Source organism: Nocardia takedensis NBRC 100417, assembly GCF_000308695.1.
GTDB classification, from domain to species: Bacteria; Actinomycetota; Actinomycetes; order Mycobacteriales; family Mycobacteriaceae; genus Nocardia; species Nocardia takedensis.
In genome coordinates this window covers 1-21,111 of the sequence record NZ_BAGG01000088.1, presented here as the reverse complement: position 1 = coordinate 21,111, position 21,111 = coordinate 1, and the positions used below count along the sequence as shown (strand labels likewise).

The 21,111-nt window shown below is 71.3% G+C and carries 20 protein-coding genes; 10 read left to right on the top strand and 10 right to left on the bottom strand.

Annotation, left to right across the window (positions count from 1 at the left end; all coding sequences use genetic code 11):
- Positions 1-239: 239 nt before the first annotated feature.
- The 3 genes from ON30_RS17655 to ON30_RS17645 all read left to right on the top strand — a co-directional run bounded on the left by ON30_RS17655 (position 240) and on the right by ON30_RS17645 (position 4,501).
- On the top strand, positions 240-1,394 hold the full coding sequence (locus ON30_RS17655; protein WP_245554102.1) for an acetoin utilization protein AcuC: 1,155 nt from the start codon (positions 240-242) through the stop codon (positions 1,392-1,394).
- Positions 1,372-4,071 carry a bifunctional acetate--CoA ligase family protein/GNAT family N-acetyltransferase gene (locus tag ON30_RS17650; RefSeq protein WP_083911473.1) on the top strand — a complete coding sequence of 900 codons (2,700 nt, stop codon included), beginning with the start codon at positions 1,372-1,374 and terminating at the stop codon, positions 4,069-4,071. Before ON30_RS17655 ends, ON30_RS17650 begins: the two co-directional genes overlap by 23 nt.
- A 124-nt stretch (positions 4,072-4,195) precedes the next feature.
- Positions 4,196-4,501: a DUF4333 domain-containing protein gene (locus ON30_RS17645; protein ID WP_040708548.1), complete on the top strand. Its 306-nt coding sequence runs from the start codon at positions 4,196-4,198 to the stop codon at positions 4,499-4,501.
- A gap of 141 nt (positions 4,502-4,642) precedes the next feature.
- Here the strand turns inward: ON30_RS17645 and ON30_RS17640 are convergent, their stop codons facing one another.
- The 3 genes from ON30_RS17640 to ON30_RS17630 all read right to left on the bottom strand — a co-directional run bounded on the left by ON30_RS17640 (position 4,643) and on the right by ON30_RS17630 (position 8,117).
- Positions 4,643-5,611, bottom strand: coding sequence for a sigma-70 family RNA polymerase sigma factor (locus tag ON30_RS17640; RefSeq protein ID WP_040708547.1), 969 nt, complete (start codon positions 5,609-5,611; stop codon positions 4,643-4,645).
- Positions 5,612-5,825: 214 nt separating this feature from the next.
- Positions 5,826-7,343: a DUF7782 domain-containing protein gene (locus ON30_RS17635; RefSeq protein ID WP_040708546.1), complete on the bottom strand. Its 1,518-nt coding sequence runs from the start codon at positions 7,341-7,343 to the stop codon at positions 5,826-5,828.
- Positions 7,344-7,376: 33 nt separating this feature from the next.
- On the bottom strand, positions 7,377-8,117 hold the full coding sequence (locus tag ON30_RS17630; protein WP_040708545.1) for a VOC family protein: 741 nt from the start codon (positions 8,115-8,117) through the stop codon (positions 7,377-7,379).
- 181 nt (positions 8,118-8,298) lie between these two features.
- On the opposite strand from ON30_RS17630, the gene ON30_RS17625 reads away from it, so the two are divergent.
- Positions 8,299-9,630: an MFS transporter gene (locus ON30_RS17625; RefSeq protein WP_373282569.1), complete on the top strand. Its 1,332-nt coding sequence runs from the start codon at positions 8,299-8,301 to the stop codon at positions 9,628-9,630.
- Here the strand turns inward: ON30_RS17625 and ON30_RS17620 are convergent.
- Complete coding sequence (locus ON30_RS17620; protein ID WP_040708543.1) at positions 9,601-10,020, bottom strand: DUF3099 domain-containing protein; 420 nt, start codon at positions 10,018-10,020, stop codon at positions 9,601-9,603. The two genes, ON30_RS17625 and ON30_RS17620, sit on opposite strands and share 30 nt — an antisense overlap.
- A gap of 112 nt (positions 10,021-10,132) precedes the next feature.
- Between ON30_RS17620 and ON30_RS17615 the strand changes: the two genes are divergently transcribed.
- On the top strand, positions 10,133-10,369 hold the full coding sequence (locus tag ON30_RS17615; protein WP_040708620.1) for a DUF3039 domain-containing protein: 237 nt from the start codon (positions 10,133-10,135) through the stop codon (positions 10,367-10,369).
- Here ON30_RS17615 and ON30_RS17610 read toward each other — a convergent pair.
- Positions 10,342-11,580 carry a YihY/virulence factor BrkB family protein gene (locus tag ON30_RS17610; RefSeq protein WP_083911471.1) on the bottom strand — a complete coding sequence of 413 codons (1,239 nt, stop codon included), beginning with the start codon at positions 11,578-11,580 and terminating at the stop codon, positions 10,342-10,344. The two genes, ON30_RS17615 and ON30_RS17610, sit on opposite strands and share 28 nt — an antisense overlap.
- Positions 11,581-11,747: 167 nt before the next feature.
- Here ON30_RS17610 and ON30_RS17605 point away from each other — a divergent pair, with 167 nt between their 5' ends.
- Positions 11,748-13,508 carry a DEAD/DEAH box helicase gene (locus ON30_RS17605; protein WP_040708542.1) on the top strand — a complete coding sequence of 587 codons (1,761 nt, stop codon included), beginning with the start codon at positions 11,748-11,750 and terminating at the stop codon, positions 13,506-13,508.
- Positions 13,509-13,753: 245 nt separating this feature from the next.
- Here the strand turns inward: ON30_RS17605 and ON30_RS17600 are convergent, their stop codons facing one another.
- Both ON30_RS17600 and ON30_RS17595 read right to left on the bottom strand, forming a co-directional pair.
- Entirely contained in the window at positions 13,754-14,305 is a 552-nt protein-coding gene (locus ON30_RS17600; RefSeq protein WP_040708541.1) for an SWIM zinc finger-containing protein, read from the bottom strand.
- Complete coding sequence (locus ON30_RS17595) at positions 14,305-16,029, bottom strand: DEAD/DEAH box helicase (RefSeq protein ID WP_040708540.1); 1,725 nt, start codon at positions 16,027-16,029, stop codon at positions 14,305-14,307. The genes ON30_RS17600 and ON30_RS17595 overlap by 1 nt, the downstream gene beginning before the upstream one ends.
- A 127-nt stretch (positions 16,030-16,156) precedes the next feature.
- Between ON30_RS17595 and ON30_RS17590 the strand changes: the two genes are divergently transcribed.
- Complete coding sequence (locus ON30_RS17590) at positions 16,157-16,933, top strand: TetR/AcrR family transcriptional regulator (protein WP_040708538.1); 777 nt, start codon at positions 16,157-16,159, stop codon at positions 16,931-16,933.
- A gap of 89 nt (positions 16,934-17,022) precedes the next feature.
- Here the strand turns inward: ON30_RS17590 and ON30_RS17585 are convergent, their stop codons facing one another.
- Entirely contained in the window at positions 17,023-17,217 is a 195-nt protein-coding gene (locus ON30_RS17585; protein WP_040708537.1) for a DUF7455 domain-containing protein, read from the bottom strand.
- Positions 17,218-17,493: 276 nt separating this feature from the next.
- Here ON30_RS17585 and ON30_RS17580 point away from each other — a divergent pair, with 276 nt between their 5' ends.
- From ON30_RS17580 to ON30_RS17570, 3 genes are all read left to right on the top strand, one after another.
- Positions 17,494-17,862 carry a DUF952 domain-containing protein gene (locus ON30_RS17580; RefSeq protein ID WP_245554097.1) on the top strand — a complete coding sequence of 123 codons (369 nt, stop codon included), beginning with the start codon at positions 17,494-17,496 and terminating at the stop codon, positions 17,860-17,862.
- Between the two features lie 86 nt (positions 17,863-17,948).
- Positions 17,949-18,431 carry a cation:proton antiporter regulatory subunit gene (locus tag ON30_RS17575; RefSeq protein WP_040708617.1) on the top strand — a complete coding sequence of 161 codons (483 nt, stop codon included), beginning with the start codon at positions 17,949-17,951 and terminating at the stop codon, positions 18,429-18,431.
- Positions 18,432-18,434: 3 nt separating this feature from the next.
- Positions 18,435-19,607: a cation:proton antiporter gene (locus ON30_RS17570; protein ID WP_040708536.1), complete on the top strand. Its 1,173-nt coding sequence runs from the start codon at positions 18,435-18,437 to the stop codon at positions 19,605-19,607.
- A gap of 3 nt (positions 19,608-19,610) precedes the next feature.
- Here the strand turns inward: ON30_RS17570 and ON30_RS17565 are convergent, their stop codons facing one another.
- The gene (locus ON30_RS17565; protein ID WP_245554096.1) at positions 19,611-20,411 is read right to left on the bottom strand and encodes a rhomboid-like protein; all 801 of its coding nucleotides are present in this window, start codon (positions 20,409-20,411) and stop codon (positions 19,611-19,613) included.
- 162 nt (positions 20,412-20,573) lie between these two features.
- Positions 20,574-21,111 (bottom strand): MHYT domain-containing protein (locus ON30_RS36190; RefSeq protein ID WP_281004733.1); only part of this gene is annotated, 538 nt, incomplete at its 5' end.

The window sequence follows — 21,111 nt, the reverse complement described above, 5'->3', positions numbered from 1 at the left end:
CCGAGTGGGCACCCATGGGGCCGCCTCGTCGGCACATGCTCTATTTCTACTGCATGTCAACGTCGAACGGGTGTGGCAGCTTCCCGCGTACCGTTGCGATCATGGCCACTACCCCGCCCGAGGATCAGCCCGCCCCGCTCGAGGGCGCACCGGCCCCGGCCGCGCTCGCGCCGGGCCCCTCCGCCGCGGTGGTGTGGAGCGAACGTTTCCTGGACTACACCTGGACACCGCAGCATCCCATGAAACCGGCCCGACTGGCGTACACCATGGCGCTGGCCGAAAGTCTGGGCGTGCTCGAGGGCGTCGAACGCATCGCCCCGCGACCGGCGAGCGAATCGGATCTGCTGCGGGTGCACACACCCGCCTACCTCCAGGCCGTCGAACAGGCGCAGGCGCCGCCGGTGGCGCTGCACGCGCCACCGTACGGGTTGGGCTCCGAGGACAACCCGGTCTTTCCGCGCATGCACGCCGCCGCCTCGGTGATCGTCGGCGGCACGCTGGCCGCGGCCAGGGAGATCGCCGAGGGACGGACCAGGCGCGCGGTGAGCATCGGCGGCGGTATGCATCACGCGATGGCGGACGCGGCCGCGGGTTTCTGCATCTACAACGACGCCGCGGTGGCGATCTCCTGGCTGCTCGACCACGGTTTCGATCGCATCGCCTATCTCGACATCGACGTCCACCACGGCGACGGGGTCCAGCGGGCGTTCTACCACGACCCCCGGGTGCTGACCTTCTCCATCCACCAGCATCCGGCGACGCTGTGGCCCAACACCGGCTGGCCGGACGAGACCGGCAGCGGGGCCGCGGCGGGCACCGCGGTCAATCTGGCGGTGCTGCCGGGCACCGCCGACGCGCAGTGGCTGCGCGGTTTCCACGCGGTCGTGCCCGGTGTGCTCGCGGCTTTCCGCCCGCAGATCATCGTCGGACAGTGCGGTGTGGACACCCATCGCGAGGATCCGCTGGCCGACCTGGAATTGACCGTCGACGGCCAGCGCGCCGCGTTCCTGGCGATGCGGGATCTGGCCGACCGCTACGCCGAAGGCCGCTGGTTGGCGGTGGGCGGCGGTGGTTACAGCCCGGTCCGCGTGGTCCCGCGCGCGTGGACGCATCTGTTGGCCACGGCGTTGGACCGCGACGTCGACCCGTCGACCCCGGTGCCGTCGACCTGGATCGAGGCGATGGCGGCGGAGGCGCCGACGGTCACGGCGCCGCCGACGATGGGCGACGGCGGCGACATCGCCTACCGCCCGTGGGACGGCCCCGGCGGCACACCCGAAACCGGCGACCCGCGTGTCGATCGCGCGCAACGGGCCGTCGACACGGCCGTGACGGCCACGCGCCGAGCGGTTTTCGGGCTGCTCGGCCTGGATGCGGAGGACCCTCGTGACTGAGCAGACCCCGGGCGTGGACTCGCCGAGTACGCCGGCCGACCCGCCCCCGCCGCCGCAGCACTGGTTCGCCGACGTCCTGGCCGCCGACGGTCGGGTGGTGCGGTTGCGCCCCATCACCCCCGACGATGCCGAGGGGTTGCAGCAGTTCCACGCGGCGCTGTCGGACCGCACGCGCTATCTGCGCTACTTCGGCCCCTACCCGCGCATCTCACCGCGCGACCTCTACCGCACCACCCACGTCGACTATCGCGACCGGGTCGGGCTGGTCCTGGAACTGGGCGATCAGATCATCGCGGTCGGCCGGTACGAACTGTTGGACCGGCCGGGCCCGCGCTCGGCCGAAGTCGCGTTCGTGGTGGCCGACGGCCACCAGGGCCGCGGTCTGGGCTCGATCCTGCTCGAACATCTGGCGGGTTCGGCCGCGGAGGCCAAGATCGACACCTTCGTCGCCGAGGTGCTCGCCGAGAACACCACCATGGTCACCGTGTTCCGGGAAGCCGGCTATCAGGTCGAGCGCAGCCGCGACGGTTCGGTGCTGCACCTGGAATTCGCGATCGATCCCACCGAGGCGCTGGTCTCGGTGCGCGACGCCCGCGAACGGGCCTCCGAGGCGCGCAGTGTCGGCAATCTGCTCGCCCCCCGATCGATCGCGGTGATCGGCGCGACTCCGGCGGTGGGCCGCGTGGGCGGGGTGATGCTGGCGAATCTGCTCTCCGGCGTCTTCCAGGGGCCGGTGTATCCGGTCAACCCGAATCGCCGGTCGGTGCGCGGCGTATTCGCCTATCCCACCGTCCGTGACATTCCCGACGAGGTGGATCTGGCGGTGGTGGCGGTGCCCGCTGCCGCGATCGGCTCGGTGCTCGACGACTGTATGGCCAAGGGCGTCAAGGGCCTGGTGGTGCTGACCGCGGGTTTCGGCGAGACGGGGGCCGAAGGCATGGCGGCCGAACGCGATCTGGTGGCTGCGGCGCGCGGGCACGGGATGCGCGTGGTCGGCCCGAGCGCGCTGGGCATCGCGAACACCGATCCGGCCGTCTCGCTCAACGCGACGCTGGCCTCGATCCTGCCCGCCCGCGGCCGGATCGGGTTCTTCTGCCAGTCCGGTCCGTTGGGCGCGGCGATCCTGGGGGAGGCCGCGGCCCGCAATCTGGGACTGTCCACTTTCGTCTCGGCGGGCAACCGCGCCGACGTCTCGGGCAACGATCTGCTCCAGTACTGGGACACCGCCGCCGACACCGAGGTGATCCTGCTGTACCTGGAGAGTTTCGGTAATCCGCGCAAGTTCTCGCGGATCGCGCGCCGGGTGGCCCGCACCAAGCCGATCGTCGCGGTCAGCAGCGGCAGGCTGGCCGCGCGCACCCAGCCGACCGGCGACATGGACCGTTCGATCGTGCGGGATCTGTTCGCGCAGGCGGGCATCGTGCAGGTCGACTCGATCTCGGAGTTGTTCGACTGCGCCGCCCTGCTCGGCTACCAACCGCTGCCCGCGGGCGGACGGTTGGCGGTGGTCTCCAACAGCACCGCGCTGAGTTGGCTGGCGGTCGACGCCGCCCGCGGCGAGGGCCTCGAGGTGGGCGAGCCGGTGAATCTGGGTCCGCAGGCCACGCCCGGCAGCTATCTCGACGCGGTGGTGGCGGCCTTGCGCGACGACGAGATCGATGCGGTCATCGTCGTTTTCGCGCCCCCCGTGCCCTTGCCGATGGCCGGTTTCGCCGACGCGATCCGCGCGGCGGCACAGGCCGTTCCGGAGGCGAGCAAGCCGATCCTGACCACGTTCGTCGCCGAGCAGGGCATCCCGAACCTGCTGTCCGAGCGCGGTCCCGGCGGCATCGCGGTGCGCGGATCGATCCCGTCCTATCCCGATCCCGAGCGGGCCGCGCGCGCGTTGGCGCGGGTGCGGCGTTACGCCGAGTGGCGTGACAAGCCGGTCTCGGCCGTGGTGCGCCCCGACGGCATGGACGTCGACCGGGCGCGAGATCTGGTGGCGGGCTGGATGGCCGAGGGCGGTCGCTGGCTGACCGATCTGGAGGCCGTGGATCTGTTGGGCTGCTACGGCATCCACATCGTCGAGTTCCGGGAGGTGCGCGACGAGGACGAGGCCGTCGCGGCGGCCGAGGCCCTGGGATATCCGGTGGCGGCCAAGGCCACCGGGGAGTTGTGGCGACGTCGCCCGGATCTCAGCGGTGTTCGCCTGGACCTGTGGCGACCGGAGGCGGTGCGGCAGGGCTACCGGGATCTGGTCGACATCTGCGGCGACCCGGTGCTGCACATCCAGAAGATGGCGCCGACCGGCGTGGGCTGCATCCTGCGGGTGCAGGACGATCCGTCGTTCGGGTCGGTGATCGAATTCGGATTGTCGGGGCTCATCATCGAACTGCTCGGCGACCGCGCGTATCGGGCGCTGCCGTTGACCGAGGACGAATCGGTGGCCTTGATCGACGCGCCGCGCGCGGCGGCGCTGCTCTCGGGCACCCCGGCCAGTCCCCGGGTGGACAAGGCGGCCCTGGCGGAGTCGGCCCGCCGGATCTCGGCGCTGTTCGACGATCTGCCGGAGGTGCGAGAGTTGCTGTGCGAACCGGTGCTCGCCGCACCGACTTCGGCGGCGATCCTCTACGCCCGGGTGCGGGTCGGTCCGCAACCGAGTCGTTTCGACGTGGGGCCGCGCCGATTGGCCTGAGGCGGGCGGACACACCTGGCGGACACCCCGGCCGCGCCGTCGTATCCGGCGTGCCGTCGTCAATGGGCCTATGCGGGCGGTGATCTCGAGGCACCATGGACTCCCGCCTACGAGAGGTACTGCCATGAACAAGCTCGCCGCCATCGCCCTGCCGCTGCTGGCCTGTGCGTTGACCGCGTGTTCGGTCTCCATCGGCTCGGATCCGAAAATCGACGAATCCGAACTGGAGAAGTCGGTCAAGCAGACGCTGACCGAGAAGGTCGGCCAGGAACCGGATTCGATCGACTGCCCCGGCGACCTCGACGGCAAGGTGGGGACGACGATGCGTTGCACGCTGACCGAGGGCGGGGATCAACTCGGCCTGACCGTCACCGTCACGAGCGTGCAGGACGACACCGTCAACTACGACGTGCAGGTCGACCAGAACTGAGTGTTGCCGAACCCCGGAGACGCGTTCGCCGACCGGTTCGCGCGACCCGGAGGGGACGGGCGCGCGGGCACCGGCCGGCGCTGGGACGGTGGCCGGATTCCGGCCACCGGGTACGAGGTGGTCACACGACCACCGAGGGGATCAGCTGGCGTAAGCGCGCAGCCTGTCGGCGCGCTCGCCCTTGCGCAGCTTGGCCATGACTTCGCGCTCGATCTGACGCACCCGCTCGCGCGAGAGGCCGAACAGCTTGCCGATCTGGTCGAGGGTGCGCGGCTGACCGTCGTCGAGGCCGAAGCGCAGCCGGATGACCTGCTGTTCGCGTTCGTCCAGCGTGGCGAGCACGCTGCGGACGTCGTGGTGCAGCAGACCGGCGATCACGGCCGACTCGGCGGAGGTGGCCTCGGAATCCTCGATGAAATCACCGAGCGGGGCCTCTTCGTCGTTGCCGACCGGCATGTCCAGGCTCACCGGGTCGCGGCTGTGGTCCAGTAGATCGGAGATCTTCTCGACCGGGATGCCCGATTCGTTGGCCAGTTCGTCGTCGGTGGCCTCGCGGCCGAGTTGCTGGTGCAGTTCGCGCTTGATTCTGGCGAGCTTGTTCACCTGTTCGACCAGGTGGACGGGCAGCCGGATCGTGCGGCTCTGGTCGGCCATGCCGCGGGTGATGGCCTGGCGGATCCACCAGGTGGCGTAGGTGGAGAACTTGAATCCCTTGGCGTAGTCGAACTTCTCCATCGCGCGGATCAGCCCGAGGTTGCCCTCCTGGATCAGATCCAGCAGCGGCATGCCGCGGCCGGTGTAGCGCTTGGCGAGCGAGACCACGAGGCGGAGGTTGGCCTCGAGCAGGTGCGAACGCGCGGCCTGACCCTCGCGCACGACGGCGGCCAGATCCCGCTTGCGGCCGGCCGACAGACGCTTGCCGGTCTCGAGCAGGTGCTGCGCGTAGAGGCCCGCCTCGATGCGCTTGGCCAGCTCGACCTCGTCGGCGGCCGTGAGCAGCGCCGTGCGACCGATCCCGTTGAGGTACACGCGTACCAGGTCGGCGGCGGGGCTCTGGGCGTCGAGGTCGGAATCGCTGGTGCGCACACGAGTGGTGGCGGGGCTTGTCATGACTTGCCTCCTGTCGGTGGTGTCTCACTCCGAACAACGGACCCGACCTGAGGAAAGTTCCCGCTCGCGGCGGTGATAAACCGCTCTGAGCTGCGGGTTCTCGGCTCTCCTGCTGAGAAGTTCCTGAGAACCCCCACGGGTCGGAACACGGTGCTGACCTCGTCCGCGCTCGTACCCGTCGCTTACCCGTTCTCCCGCGATTACACGGACCGGTTCACACGGGCCGGATCAGCCCGTGTCGGACCAGACCGGTGACCACCGACAGCGAATCGGCGGCCAGTTCCGGATCGTCCGCGTCGTATCCGTGCGCGAGGGCGAGCAGTTCGACCACCTCGTGCAACGGCGGACCGTCGGCCCGCATTCCGGCCACCAGCGAAGCTGTGACGTCGTCCACTTCGTGCTGCCAGCGCGGGCCGTCGCCGCGGTGCAGTCGCGCGACCCGCTGTTCCCAGCCGTGCTCGCCCGAGAGGTAGATCCGCTCCAGCGCGGTGGCGGGGTCGACGGCGAAACGCGCGGACCAGGCCAGGTCGGGGTCCCGGGCGACCGCGCGCAACCAGGCCGACCGCTCGAAATAGTCGCTCGCCTCCGCGCCGAGCGGGTCCTCGAAGCCGTGGGCGAGGTCCTCGGCCAGCACCTCGGTCGGACCGTCGATCGCGCGCAGGTAGACGAACCCGAAGCCGATTCCCGCCACGTCGGCGGCCTCGAACGCGTCGAGCCAGCGCTCGGCGCGCTCCTGCGCTCCCGCCTCACGCGGGTCGAGGCCCGCGTCACGCAGCCAGGTGCCGACATACAGAGCCGGATCGGCGACGTCGCGCTGCACGACCCAGGCGTCGACGCCTTCGGCGGGCAGCCACGAGGACACCCGCTGCCGCCAGTCCTGTCCTTCGACGTGCGCCCAGGCGGCCAGCAGCGCGGCGGTCCCGCCTGGGGCGAGGAATTCCGGCGCGCGCGACAGGACGAGTTCGCTCGCGCCGTCCAGCGCGAGACCGGAATCGCGGTAGGTGTGCTCGACGCGGGCCGGGCCCACCACGAACGGGGGATTGGCGACCACCTGATCGAAGCGGCGACCCGCCACCGGGTCGAACCAGGAACCCTCGAGGAAATCGATGTCGAGTTCGTTGAGGGCCGCGGTCGCCTCGGCCAGCCACAGCGCGCGCGGATTGACGTCGGTGGCGGTGACCGACCGCCCATAGGAACCGGCGTGTACGGCCTGCACGCCGCATCCGGTGCCCAGGTCCAGGACCGAGCCCACCGGACGGGTGGGGGTGGCGCGCAACAGCGACAGCGAGGCGTGCCCGACGCCGAGCACGTGGTCCTCGGTGAGGGTGCGGCGGCGCATGGAGTCGTCCAGGTCCGAGAGCACCCAGCGGGTGCCCGCGCCCACGTCCAGCGGTCGCAGGTCCAACGCCGCGCGCACCCGGTCGCCCGAGCGGGTCAGCAGGCCCGCGGCGACGGCGCGGTCCACCTCGAGCGGGGCGAACGCGGACGCCGCGTCGCGGTCGGCGACGTCGTCGCCCACCAGGAACAGCAGGATCAGCGTGCCGAGGTCGCCCGCCGCGCGCGCGGCCCGCCGGACCGGCACCGGTTCCTGACGGCCGAGCGCGGCATGGGCCTGGTCACCGAGGACCTCGAGCAGGGTGTCCGCGTCGTAGCCGACCCTGGTCAGCGCGGTACGCAGATCCGGGCACAGCGCGGTGAGCGGGGACGCGGTGGTGGTTCGCGGGGTGGGCACATCGGTACTCTGCCATTCCTGCCGCCGCGGAGTTCAGACGCCGTGCGGGTCGCGCGCGGTGACGCAGTAGACGCCCGCGCCCGGGTCGCGCAGCACGATCCAGTGTTCGTGGCGTTCGACCACGCGCGCGCCGAGCGATTCGTGCCACGCCGCGGTGGCCTCGATATCGGAGGAGGACAGGTCGATGTGCGCGGTGGTGCGCCGGTCCTCGCCGAGACGTTGCAGCAGCAACTGCACCGCCAGACCGTCCGAGGAGCGCAGTCGCGCGAATTCCGGCAGCCTGCCCTGCCGGTGCTCCCAGCCCGTCAGGGTCTGCCAGAACGCGGTCTCGACGGCGTGGTCGGCCGGTCCGATGTCCAGGCAGACCTGATCGATGCGGCTGTGGGTGCCGTCGGGCGCGCGGAAGGCGGGGGCGGGCACGCCGCGGGTCCGACCGTGCGGGGTGAAGCAGAAGATCTGCCCGGACGGCGAGCGCAGCACCGCGTAGGTGGGGTGGTTGGCGACCAGGGACGCGCCCAGGTCCAGCGCGACGCGCACCGCCGCGGCGACGTCGTCGACGTCGAGGTCGAGGTGCACGCCGCCGAGGCCGCGCACGGCCTGCATCTTCACCGACGCGGCGGCCGCGAGCGCGGGGTCGGGCAGCAGCGTGAGGAATTCGTCGTCGTGGCCGCGCCGTGCCGAGGCGGCCGTGCCGGTGACCTCGGCCCAGAATCGCGCGCAGTCGTCGAAATGGTGAGCGGGCCGGTCGAGAAAGGCCCAGACCCAGCGAATCATCCGCCGCTCCCGTGTGTCGTCGGACACACGCACCCGGTATGCCCCGGGGACACAGTAGGGGGCGGCTCGGTTCGTGTCGAGCGGATTCGGGAGCCGAACCGGCGCGCGGCCGGCGGGATTTCGACGGGACGTGGCGTTCGCCGTACTCGTGGGCGACGGCGGGATCGGGCACCCTCGTTCCGTGACGGAATGCGAAAGGGTGCGCGACCGCGACGAACCGGTGATCGCGGTCGCCGGGCGGCGCGGGCCGCATCCGGCCTGGGTGGTGGCGGGCGTCGGCTTCGTCGCCCTGCTGGGTGCGGCGGCGTTCCGGTCGGTGCCCGGCGTGCTGATGGAACCGCTGCACCGGGAATTCGGCTGGTCGCACGCGACGATCGGCGCGGCGGTCTCGCTGAATCTGCTGCTCTACGGCCTGATCTCACCGTTCGCGGCGGCGCTGATGGACCGTTTCGGTATCCGTCGGGTGGTGGCGTGCGCCCTGGTGCTCGTCGCGGCGGGCAACGGGCTGACGGTGTTCATGACCGCGTCCTGGCAGTTGGTGCTGACCTGGGGACTGCTGGTCGGCGTCGGCGTCGGCTCGATGTCGATGCCATTCGTGGCGACCATCACCGGACGGTGGTTCGTTCGGCATCGCGGGCTGGTCACCGGCGTGCTCATCGCGGCGGGCGCGACGGGTCAGTTGATCTTCCTGCCGTTGATCGCCGCGCTCGCCGACGAGCACGGGTGGCGCGTGCCCGCGCTGGTGGTCGCGGCGACCGCGCTGGCGGTGGTGCCGCTGGTGCTGCTGTTCATCCGCGACCATCCCGCCGACATGGGCGTCACCGCCTACGGCGCGCCGCCCGGCGACGTCGCGCTGAGCGTCCCCGCGGGAGCGGGCGCGGGCCGGGCGCTGACGGTGTTGGCCTCGATCGCGCGCACCCGCGGATTCTGGCTGCTGGCGGGCGGTTTCGCGGTGTGCGGGGCGTCCACGAACGGGTTGGTCGGCACCCACTTCGTCACCGCCGCGCACGATCACGGCATGCCCGCGACGACGGCGGCGGGGTTGCTGGCGGTGATCGGGATCTTCGACGTCGCAGGCACGATCCTGTCGGGCTGGCTGACCGACCTGCTCGACCCCCGCTACCTGCTGCTGGCCTACTACACCCTGCGCGGATTGTCGCTGTTGATCCTGCCGTCGCTGTTCGCGCCGGAGACCGAACCGAGCATGTGGGTGTTCATCATCTTCTACGGGCTGGACTGGATCGCCACGGTGCCGCCGACGGTGGCGCTGTGCCGGGAGATGTTCGGCGCGGACGGCCCGATCGCCTTCGGCTGGGTCTTCGCCTCGCATCAGATCGGCGCGGCCGCGGCCGCCACGGGCGCGGGCCTGGTGCGCGACCTGCGAGGCAGCTACGACCTGGCCTGGCTGCTGGCGGGCGCGCTGTGCGGGGCGGCCGCGGTGATGTCGATCCTGATCCGGCGACCGCGGCCCGTGGCGGTCGACTCAGCCGTCGATCGAGCGGTGTTGCCCTGATTCGAGGGCGGGCCGGTGGCCGCGACCGTCCCAGCGACTCGGTTCGTCCTTGCGCCGCGGCGGCCGGTCGTTGGCGATGAGCACCGCGATCCACGGCAGGGGAATCGAGATGCCGATGATCAGCAGCGACACCAGCGCGTTCTGCCACACGCTGTAGGCCACGGCCGCGCCGATCAGGCACGGGATGCGGAAGGCCATGATCATCGTGTAGCGCCGCACGCGGGCGCGGTGCTGATCCTCGAGCGAGGGCGCGGCCTCGGTGATGAGCACCGCGTGCTCGGCCTGCCCGGGGAAGTAGCCGCGCGAGCGTCGCGCTCCGGACGTCTCGACGTCGGGGCGATCACCGGGGCCGATGTCGTCGGCCTCGTCGGCATCCCCGTGCTGCTGCATGCCTTCGAGTCTGGCACGAGCGGGTGCGGCATGCACACGCCCAGGTCGGGGCCCTGCCGAAGGCGGACCCTGTCGACAGCGACGGCGGCGCGGATGCGGCATCATGGAGGTCGTGAGTACCGACACCCTGGTTCGCCCGGATTCGACGACCGACGAGACGACGGGCGACGACACCCCGAAATTCTTCCACTACGTGAAGAAGGACAAGATCGCCGAGAGCGCCGTCATGGGAACCCACGTGGTCGCCCTGTGCGGTGAGGTCTTCCCGGTGACGCGCTCGGCCAAGCCCGGTTCGCCGGTCTGCCCCGAGTGCAAGAAGATCTACGACGGGCTCAAGAAGGGCGACTGACCCGGTCCGCCCGCCGTCCCGGCCGCGCCCCGCGCCGGTGCGACCGCCGGGGAGGCGGGCCGCTCGACGGGCACGTCCGCGGTTTCCGGACGGGCGGGCGGCTTGTCGAACACCATCGGCACGTCGGGCTGGGCGGTGCCGCCCGCCGCGTGCGGTCGGTCCGCGCCGTCGTCTTCCTCGTCGTCGCCGTCACCGCGGACCTGATCGGCCCACCAGCGCTTCATCTGCTCCAGACGGGTCGCGCGCGCGGGCCAGAACTCCTGTACGGCCGCGTTGAATTCCGCGCCCAGGATCACCGCGAAGCCGAGGAAGAACGTGAACAGCAGGAACGCGATGGGCGTGGCGAGCGCTCCGTAGCTGACGCCCGTGCGGGTCACCCAGGACAGATACCGCCGCAGTCCCTCACTGGCGGTCATGAAGAACACGCCCGCCACCAGCGCGCCGCCGAAGAGTCGGTGCCAGGGCAGCGTGCGGTGCAGCGCCAGTTTGTAGAGCGTGGTCAGACCGACGATCAGCAGCAGGCCGACGCCCGGGTAGTAGAACGCGTCGAGCAGTCGCAGTCCGGGTTCGCGCCAGATATCGGGCAGGACCCGGCCGATGATCGCGGGGCCCAGCGCCACCAGCGGCAGGATGAACACCGCCGCCACCAGGAACAACACGTACAGCAGCAGGGCGAAGATGCGCTGCCACACCGGATGTCGCGCGTCCTGCTGGCCGTGCGCTTCCACGATCGAGTCGACGAAGGTCGCCATCGCCGAGGAACCCGCCCACAGCGACAGCACGAAACCCACCGACACCACCGCGCCGCGCCCCTTGCCGAGCACGTCGGCGACGGTGGGTTCGATCAGATCCGAGACCACCGAGGAACTGAACAGGTCCCGGCTGAAGGCGATGATCTTGGCGCGCACGATCTCGACGGTGTCGGGGCCGAACCAGCCGCCCACGTAGCCGAGGCTGCCCAACACGCCCAGCAGCAGCGGGGCCAGCGACAGGGTCTGCCAGAACGCCGCCGCCGCCGATTTCGCGAAGATCGAGTCGTTCCACGCCTTGATCGCCACCCGCCGGATCAGCCGCCAAGTCGCCCGGCCCACCCGTCGGGTCCGCCGGGTGAGGGCGGCGGCGTGTGCGGGGCGTGTGCCCGCGCCACCGCCGTGGATCGGCTCGTCGCCGCCCCGCGGATCGGGCTCGCCGGTGGAACTGTCGTCGGTCATCGTGCCTACAGCATCGCGCACGTGCGCTCGACGTACCGGATTGTCGGGGCGACGTGTCGATGCTGACCGCGTGAACGCGACGTGGATCACCGGCGAAACTGTGACGCCGGTCGCGCCCGCCGCGTCGGTTTGGCGACACACCGAAGTCGCCGAGTAGGGTCTTCTGCGTGACTGGATCGGGAGGCGCCGCGGCGGGAAGTGGGGCCTCGCCGGGCGATTCGGGAACGACCGCCGGCGGCGGCGCGCTACGCGCCTGGCAGCGGCGGGCCCTGACGAAATACCTCACCACCAAACCGCGCGACTTCCTCGCCGTCGCGACGCCCGGCGCGGGCAAGACCACCTTCGCGCTGCGGGTCGCCGCGGAGTTGCTGGCCGATCGCACCGTCGATCAGATCACCGTGGTCGCGCCCACCGAACACCTCAAGCACCAGTGGGCCGAATCGGCCGCGCGCAGCGGGATCGCGCTGGATTCGCGATTCTCCAACGCCACGGGCGGCACCTCGGGCGACTACCACGGCGTGGTCGTCACCTACGCGCAGATCGCCTCGCACCCCTCGCGGCACCGGGTGCGCACCGAGAACCGCCGCACCTTGGTCATCCTCGACGAGATCCATCACGCGGGCGACGCCAAGAGCTGGGGCGAGGCCACCGCCGACGCGTTCGGCGACGCCACCCGCCGCCTCGCGCTGACCGGAACCCCGTTCCGCAGCGACGACAGCATGATCCCGTTCGTCACCTACGAACCGGGGGAGGGCGGGCTGCCGCAGTCGCGCGCCGACCACACCTACGGCTACGCCGAAGCCCTCGCCGACGGCGTCGTGCGGCCGGTGGTCTTCCTCGCCTACTCCGGTGAGGCGCACTGGCGCGACAGCGCGGGCGAGGAGTATTCCGCCCGTCTGGGCGAGCCGTTGAACGCCGAGCAGACCGCCCGCGCCTGGCGCACGGCGCTCGATCCGGCGGGCGACTGGATCTCGGCCGTGCTGCGGGCCGCCGACACCCGGTTGCGCCAGTTGCGGGCCTCCGGCATGCCCGACGCGGGCGGCCTGGTCATCGCGACCGATCAGGAACGCGCCCGCGATTACGCCGAACTGCTCGAACACATCTCCGGCGAGAAGCCCGCGCTGGTGCTGTCCGACGATCCGACCTCCTCGAACCGGATCGCCGAGTTCAGCCGCAACACCCAACCGTGGATGGTCGCGGTGCGCATGGTGTCCGAAGGCGTCGACGTGCCGCGCCTGGCCGTCGGCGTCTACGCCACCAGCGCCTCGACCCCGCTGTACTTCGCCCAGGCCATCGGTCGGTTCGTGCGCGCGCGTCGCCCCGGCGAGACCGCCAGCGTCTTCCTGCCCTCGGTGCCGGTGCTGCTGGACCTGGCCGCGCAGTTGGAGTTGCAGCGCGACCACATCATCGGCAAGCCGCACCGGGAGAAGGACGGTCTCGAGGACGACCTGCTGATCGATGCCAACAAGCAGAAGGACGAACCGGGCGAGGAGGAGAAGTCCTTCGTCGCGCTGGCCGCCGACGCCGAACTCGACCAGGTCATCTACGACGGTTCCTCCTTCGGCACCGCGACCTTCTCCGGCAGTGACGAGGAAGCCGACTACCTGGGGATTCCCGGTCTGCTCGACGCCGAGCAGATGCGCGCGCTGCTGCGCGAGCGCCAGACCAAACAGGTCGCCGAGCGGTCCGTGACGCCTGCCCCCGCCGCGCCGGTGGCCACCGCCGCGGCCGAACGGGTCGCCACCGCCGACCGACTCGGCGAACTGCGCCGCGAACTGAACAGCCTGGTCGCCATGCACCACCATCGCACCGGCAAACCGCACGGGGTCATCCACGGCGAACTGCGGCGCGAATGCGGCGGCCCGCCCACCGCGCTGGCCACCGCCGACCAACTCGGCGAGCGCATCGCCGCCCTGCGCAGCAGATGACCACCGTCGCCCTGCGCCGCAGGTGACCACCCGCCGCCCTGCGACCCAGAGGAGCATCGCCGCCCTGCGACGCGGATAAGCACCCGCCGCGCCCTTGACCGGTGGGGTGGTGCGCACCGTCGCCCCGCGGCGCGCCGACAGTGTCCGCGCGTGGTCGGGGATTGCCACGCGCGTCTCCGCGCCTCGAAGACGTGCGAGGGACCAGTGCCGACCCGGGCGGTTGCCGCGCACCGCCGGACCGCCGTTCAGCCGGTGGGTTCCTCGAAGTAGTACCGGGGGTCCAGCGCGTTGATCGGCGTCCAGCGCGGCGATTCGACCGGCGCGGCCTCGTCCGTGGCCGCGTCGAAGTAGCCCTGGATCTCCAAGGCGACGCGCGGGTTCTCGTCCACTCGGCGCGCGAGGTCGTAGAGCACCGCGAGCACGTGCAGGCAGCGGGCCGTGCGCGCCGAACAGGAGCAGTCGGTGGCGGCCACCACCGGGGCGGGTGACGCCTGCGCGGCGACCAGCGCCCGATGCTGCTCGTCGGTGAGGACCACGGCGTCGCCCACGACGGCGGCCACGGCGGCCGCGCGCGCCCGCGACAGCGGGGCGACCTCGAGGTGGGTCACCGACGCCTGGTCGCCGCGATGGATGCTCGCCTTCACGTCGCGGCCCGTGATCCTCGCCCGCACACCGCCGTTGCGGGCGATGCTGCGGGCGCGGGGCAGCAGCGGTTCCGGGCGACGCGCGTCGAGCGGTTCGGCCAGCCGCACCCAGTCCATGCCCCAGCGGGTGTAGCCGAATTCGTTGTCGGCCATCAGTTCTCCTCCCGGACTCGGCGCAGGATCGCGACCAGTCGATCGTCGTCGAGTCGGGCCAGCGCGGCGATGCCGTCGCTGTCGGACAGGTCGGTGAGCGCGGATTTGCGGTCGTGCATGCCGGCGATGTGCTCCTCCACGGTGGTGGCGGAGGTCAGCGTGGTGACGGTGACGGTGCGCGTCTGACCGATGCGGTGCGCCCGGTCCGAGGCCTGCGCCTCCACGGCGGGATTCCACCAGCGGTCGAAGTGGACGACGTCGGCGGCGCGGGTGAGGGTTAGTCCGGTGCCCGCCGCGCGCAGACTCAGCACCAGCACGGGGGGACCGTCCTCGGCCTGGAAACCGCGCACGATCGCGTCGCGTTCGGCCCCGTCCAGGCCGCCGTGGAAGAACGGCGCGTCCAGGCCGAACTGTTCGCGCAGGTGCCGGACCAGCAGATCGCCGGTGCGGCGGTACTGGGTGAACACCAGTGTGGGCGACCGGTTCTCCAGGTTGGCGCCGATGATGTCGGCGCACAGGTCCAGTTTGCCGGAGCGTCCGCCGAGTTCGGTGAGGTCACCGGTGACCAGGCCGGGGTGGTTGCAGACCAGTTTGAGTTCGGTGAGCGCGGCCAGGACGCGACCGCGACGTTCGATGCCCGCGCCGAAGCCCTCCTCGACGATCCGTTCCAGCAGTCGGTCGTAGAGCTGTTCCTGTTCGGCGGTGAGATCGCAGAGCAGGTCGCTGTGGATCTTGGGCGGCAGGCTGGCCGCGACCTGGGATTTGCGGCGGGCCAACAGCACCGGTTCGACAGCGTCGCGCAGGCGAGCGGCGGCTTCGGTCGACCCTTCGCCGATCGGGCGCACGAACCGGCGGCGGAACTGGCCGCGGTGGGCGAACATGCGCGGGGCGACCAGGTTCAACAGTGCCCACAGTTCCTCGAGATGGTTCTCCACCGGGGTGCCGGTGAGCGCCACCGCGGCCTCGGCGCTCAGGGCGCGCGCGGCCCGGGCGACCTGGGTACGCGGATTCTTCAGCGCTTGCGCCTCATCGAAGATCACCGTCGCCCAGGACCGTTCGGCGAGCAGGTGGCCGTGCGGGCGCAGCGTCGGGTACCCGGTCACCAGCACCGTGTCCGGCGCGTCATCGGGCAAGGGGCCGCCGCGCCAGAGCACCGGCCGCAGGCGCGGGGCGAAGCGGGTCATCTCGTGGGCCCAGTTGCCGACCAGCGAGGTCGGGCAGACGACGAGTCCGGGCCCGCGATCGGTGCGGCCGAGCAGGAGTCCGATCGCCTGCACCGTCTTGCCCAGGCCCATCTCGTCGGCCAGCACCGCGCCGCCGAAAGCGTCGACGGTCTCGCGCAGCCACCCGATGCCGCGCACTTGGTAGGGGCGCAGGTCGGCGGTGGGAAGGGCGTCGGCGCGCAGGGTGTCGCGCAGTGTCCGCAGCGCCCGCTCGGCCGAGACCACCGCGCCGCCGATCGCGTTCGGGACGGCGTGCGCGGCGACGGGCAGCGTGTGCACCGTGTCGTCGCCGTCGAGGACCCGCCGCCACAGCAGCAGCGAGGCAGCGGGGCGGTCGATCGGTGCGGTAGGGAGGCCGTCGGGGGCCAGCAACGCGCAGTCCACCTCGGTGACGGTGAGTTCACCGGTCGGGTCGGGGACGGCCAAGGGGAGGGTTTCGCGGTCGCCGATGCCGGGGGGCGGGCCTGCGCGCAGGCCGGTCCAGGTCCACAGCGCGAACATGTGGCGGTCGGGGAGATAGGTGGCCTGTGTCGCGGACAGGATGACACCTCTATCGTCGTAGGGCGTACGGGAAGCCATGACAACGTACACTGTACTGAATTTATTTCCCGCCCAGCCGAGGGAAGACGTGAGCGACGACACCGCCACCCGCACCGCCGAACAGCTCATGACCCTGCTGTGGCGGCACGTCGTGCCGCCGCGGGCGGGCGGGCGCGGACCCCGCCCCAAGATCAGCGTCGACACGGTCGTGGACACCGCCGTGGCGCTGGCCGACCGCGACGGCATCGAGCGGGTGTCCATGCGCACCGTCGCCGCCGAACTGGACATGCGCCCGATGAGCCTCTACACCTACGTGCCCAGCAAGGAGGCGCTGACGGTGCTGATGGTCGACGCCATCGCCGACAGCGCGGGTGACGAACCGTTCGGCGGGACGCCGCGTGAGCGCGCCGCGGCCGTCGCCCGCGAGATCCGCGCCGAATACCTGGCCCACCCGTGGCTGCTGGAGGTCTCGCCCTGGCGACTGGTGCTCGGGCCGGGCCGGATCCGACGCTACGAACGTCAGTTGGCGGCGCTGGACGGGATCGGACTGACCGATCTGGACATGGACCGCACCATCGCGGTGCTCACCGATTTCGCGACCGGCAACGCCCGCGTGGCCGTCGCGGCGCGACGCGAGGCCGAAGTGCTGACCGACGCGCGGTGGTGGGAGGAGCACGCACCGCTGCTCGAACAACTCATGCCGGTCGAGCGGTTCCCGCTGTCCTCACGGGTGGGCGCGGCGGTGGGGGAGCACTACCAGGCTCCCGCCGACCCCGAGGACGCCTTCGAGTTCGGTCTCGCGCGACTGCTGACGGGCCTCCTGGGCGGACCCGACGGGTCGCGCACAGACGGGTCGCGCACATAGGGGCAGCGGGCGACTTGGTCGCCCGCTGCCGGTCAAAGCGTTGTTCTGTTGTTCGATGCTGTTGTGTCGGGACGCGAATACCACGGGTTTCAGGGGGTGGGCGCGGACTCCGTGTCGATCACGGCGTCCAGCTCACGCAGGCGATCCATGTGCTCGTTCGCGTGGTGCTGGCAGAAGAGCAACTCTCCACCGGCGGGCAGCGTGGCACGTACCCGTGCCGCCGCACCGCAGCGGTCGCAGCGATCGACCGCGGTCAGCGGGGTGCTGGTCAGGGTTCCTGGCATGACTCCTCCGTCCTGGCTCCCGGCACTACAGACCGTTCACCTGGTGTGGGGCCCCGTGGTCACTCCGCGGGGCTCGCAACCGCTACTTCCCAGCAGTGGTACGACTACTCTGTCAGACGTTCGGGACGGGGGCTTTGTTCCCGCGAATGATTCAGTGTGTTTTCGATAACATGACCTGCGATTTCGCCACGGGCGAACATCGCGGGCCCCGCTCCTGCACACATCGTCGTTCACGCCTCGATCCGGCCGATCCAGTTGTCTACCGGGAGATTACCCGTGATCCACGACACTCACACGCTTGTTCACATCTGCACCCTGGAGGAGTGGCTCAGCGCTAGGCCGGCCGGCGAGTATCGGACATCTTCACTGGCGGAGGTCGGTTTCATCCACCTCTCCACACCGGCCCAGGCGCACCTGCCCGCCAACCGACTGTTCCACGGACGCCGCGACCTGGTGCTGCTGCGCATCGACCCCGCCCGCGTCGGCTCCCCGATCGAATGGGAGCCCGGCGTGCCCGGAGATCCGGAGTCCATGCTGTTCCCGCACCTCTACGGTCCGCTGCCGGTCGGGGCGGTCACCGCCGTGGTCGACTACTTGCCCGGCCCCGACGGCACCTTCGAGCCGCTCGTTCCCGGCGGGATATGACCAGGTCGCGGGCGTGCTCGCGCGCCGCGCCGGACGCACTCGGGGCTGTCCGGCACACAGCGCGTCCCGAGAGTTAGTGTGGAGTGGTGAACGTCGATGTCACCGCATTGCCCGGAATCGGGGTACGCAAGGATTTCCAGGCGCGGTCGGGCCGCCGCATCGGTGTGGTCGACCACCGCGACGGCGGCATCGACCTGATCGTCTCCAAACTGGACGATCCGGATTCCTGCGCCGCCCAGATCCCGCTGTCCGCCGACGAGGCCGCCGTCCTGGCCAACCTGCTCGGCGCGCCCCAACTCGTCGCCCAGCTGCGTGAGGACCACCGGGATCTGCCCGGCATCACCACCAGACAGCTGCCCATCGGCGAGGACTCCCCGTACGAGGGGCGCACGCTGGGCGAGACCGGCATGCGCACGCGCACCAAAGCCTCCATCGTGGCGGTCATGCGCGCCGGACAGCTGCACCCCTCGCCCGGACCGGATTTCACCTTCACCGCCGACGACGTACTGGTCGTGGTCGGCACCCCCGACGGCCTGGACGCGGCCGCGAAGATCCTGTCCCACGGGTGACCCGTGAACGCCACCGCGCTCGCGTTGCTCGAGCTCGGGGCGGTTCTGTTCGTGCTCGGCATGCTCGGCCGGGTGGCGGCGCGGATCGGGATGTCGCCCATCCCGCTGTACCTGCTGGGCGGTCTGGCCTTCGGGCAGGGCGGATTCGTCGAACTCGGCGCGGCCAACGAATTCGGCCACATCGCGAGCGAGATCGGCGTGGTGCTGCTGTTGCTGCTGCTCGGCCTCGAGTACACCGCGGCCGAACTGGTCACCGGGTTGCGCCGATCCTGGGCGGCGGGCCTGGTCGACATCGTCGCCAACGCGACGCCCGGCGCGGTGGTCGCGGTGCTGCTCGGCTGGGGTTTCACCGGCGCCGTCACCATGGCCGGGGTCACCTACATCTCCTCCTCGGGCATCGTCGCCAAGGTGCTCAACGACCTGGGCAGGCTCGGTAACCGCGAAACACCGGTGCTCCTGTCGATCCTGGTGTTCGAGGACTTGGCGATGGCGGTCTACCTCCCGGTGCTGACCACGGTCCTGGCCGGGATGAGCCTGCTGGCCGGACTCGAGGGCCTGGGCCTGGCGTTGGCGATGGTGACGGTGGTCCTGGTGGTCGCCCTGCGCTACGGGCGTTTCGTCTCGGCGGTCGTGGACAGCTCCGACAACGAGGTCTTCCTGCTCAAACTGCTCGGCGCCGCCCTGCTGGTGGCGGGCGCGGCCTCCGCGCTCAACGTCTCCGCGGCGGTCGGGGCGTTCCTGCTCGGCATCGCGATCTCCGGATCGACCGCCCGCGAGGCCGTCAAACTGCTCGAACCCCTGCGCGACCTGTTCGCCGCGATCTTCTTCGTCGCCTTCGGCCTGAGCACCGACCCGCAGGCCATCCCGCCGGTCCTGGGCTGGGCGGTGCTGCTGGCGGTGATCACCGTGGCGACGAAGGTCGGCACCGGATGGTGGGCGGCGGCGCGGCAGGGCATCGGGCGGATGGGGCGGGCCCGCACGGGCGCGGCGCTGGTCGCGCGCGGCGAATTCTCCATCGTCATCGCGGGTCTGGCCGTCACCATGGGGGCGGTCCCCGGCGAACTGGCGGCGCTGGCCTCCGCGTACGTGCTGCTCATGGCGATCCTGGGGCCGGTGATGGCGCGGGTGGTGGAACCGGTGGTCGGGCTCACCCAGCGCCGGGCGGTCAGCGGCTGAGGTTCAGGCCGCTTCGGCCCGTTCCCGCCGCCGCAGCACGGTCCAGAACCCCACCGCCAGCGCGCCCACCAGCAGTCCGATCAGCGCCGCGCACAGGTGGCCGTAGTCGGTGAAGGTCGGGTCCAGCCACAGCGCCGCCGCCAGCACCGCCAGGATCGTGCCCGCCCACAGCAGTCGGACCCACCCCCGGAAACGGAACGTCATCGCGGTGAGGACCGCGGTGAAGCCGTAACTGGTGCCGACGTCGGCGGCCGTGGCCACCCGCACCGGGATCAGGCCGCGATCGATGGCGTGATCGATCGCGGTGACGGTGAGCAATGTCGCCCCGATGTGCCCGGCGGCGAACAGCAGGATCCAGCGGGTCGTCCCGAGCCAGCGCTCGGCGGCCGCCATGACCACCAGGAAACCGGCGATGGTCAGCCACGGGAAGCCGCCCTCGGTCCAGAACGCCGAGGCGACCAGCACCTGCACCGGATTGTGGCGCATGTTGTACAGATTCGTCGATGCCGACAGGATCAGCCTGCGCTCCACCGCGGGCCCGACGCCGCGCAGGGTCCACCACGTGACGAACAGCGTGAAGGCGTAGGCGGTGGCGGCGGGCGCCGCGCCCAGGTGGTCCCGGATCGCGGGCAGGACCCGCCGCGCCGCGCCCGGCGCACGCCACCGGACGCGCGCCTCGCGCAGCCGGGACCGCAGTCCGACGGTCTCGAGCCAAGGGGAGCGGTACGCGGTGACCACCCGCACGAGTCTGCCGTGCGCGCGCCGGTCGCGGCGATCGACCCGCCCGCCGCTCGGTCGCCGCATGGTCTCGACGCGCGTCGAGACCGCACGACGGATGCGCGCCGACCCACCGGGTGTCCGGTGCGCGCCGTGACCGGGTCGCCTCTGCCCGCGGCGACCGGGCGGTCGCCGGCTGGGCCGACGCCTCGCCGCCGACCGGCATGCTCCACCCGCGTGGGCAGCGGCTCAGCGAGCGCCCGGAACCTCGCGAGTCGGCCAGTAGGCCGTGCCGTTCGATTCGGACGCGGGCCGATTCGGCGGATCCGCCTGTGCCGCAGCGTTGTCCGTCGACCACAGGGAGACGTGTTTGGGCGGCGGCGGCGCCACGTCGTCGGTGGCCGGGCGGATGGTGGCGGGCCGCAGCGGGGGCAGGTCGATGTCGCGTTCGATGGAGGTCAGGCTGACGGCGATGAGCAGCACCATGGTGACGATGCTGATGCCGACGATCAGCGGGGCCAACAGGTGCAGGGCGTCGGTGCCGGGCGGCGTGTCGTGGTGACCCGCGTGCTGGGCGTGCATGCCCGCCATGCCCGTGTAGTGCATGCCGCAGACCGCGACGGCCATGATCAGCGCCGCGCCGACGGCGGCGATCATGCCGCGCACGTTCACGGTGAACCACAGGGCCGCCGTGGCGGCGACCACCGCGATGACCAGCGAGAGCACCACGTACCAGGTGTCGTAGGTGAGCATGGCGTCGGATTTCATCGCGAACATGCCGGTGTAG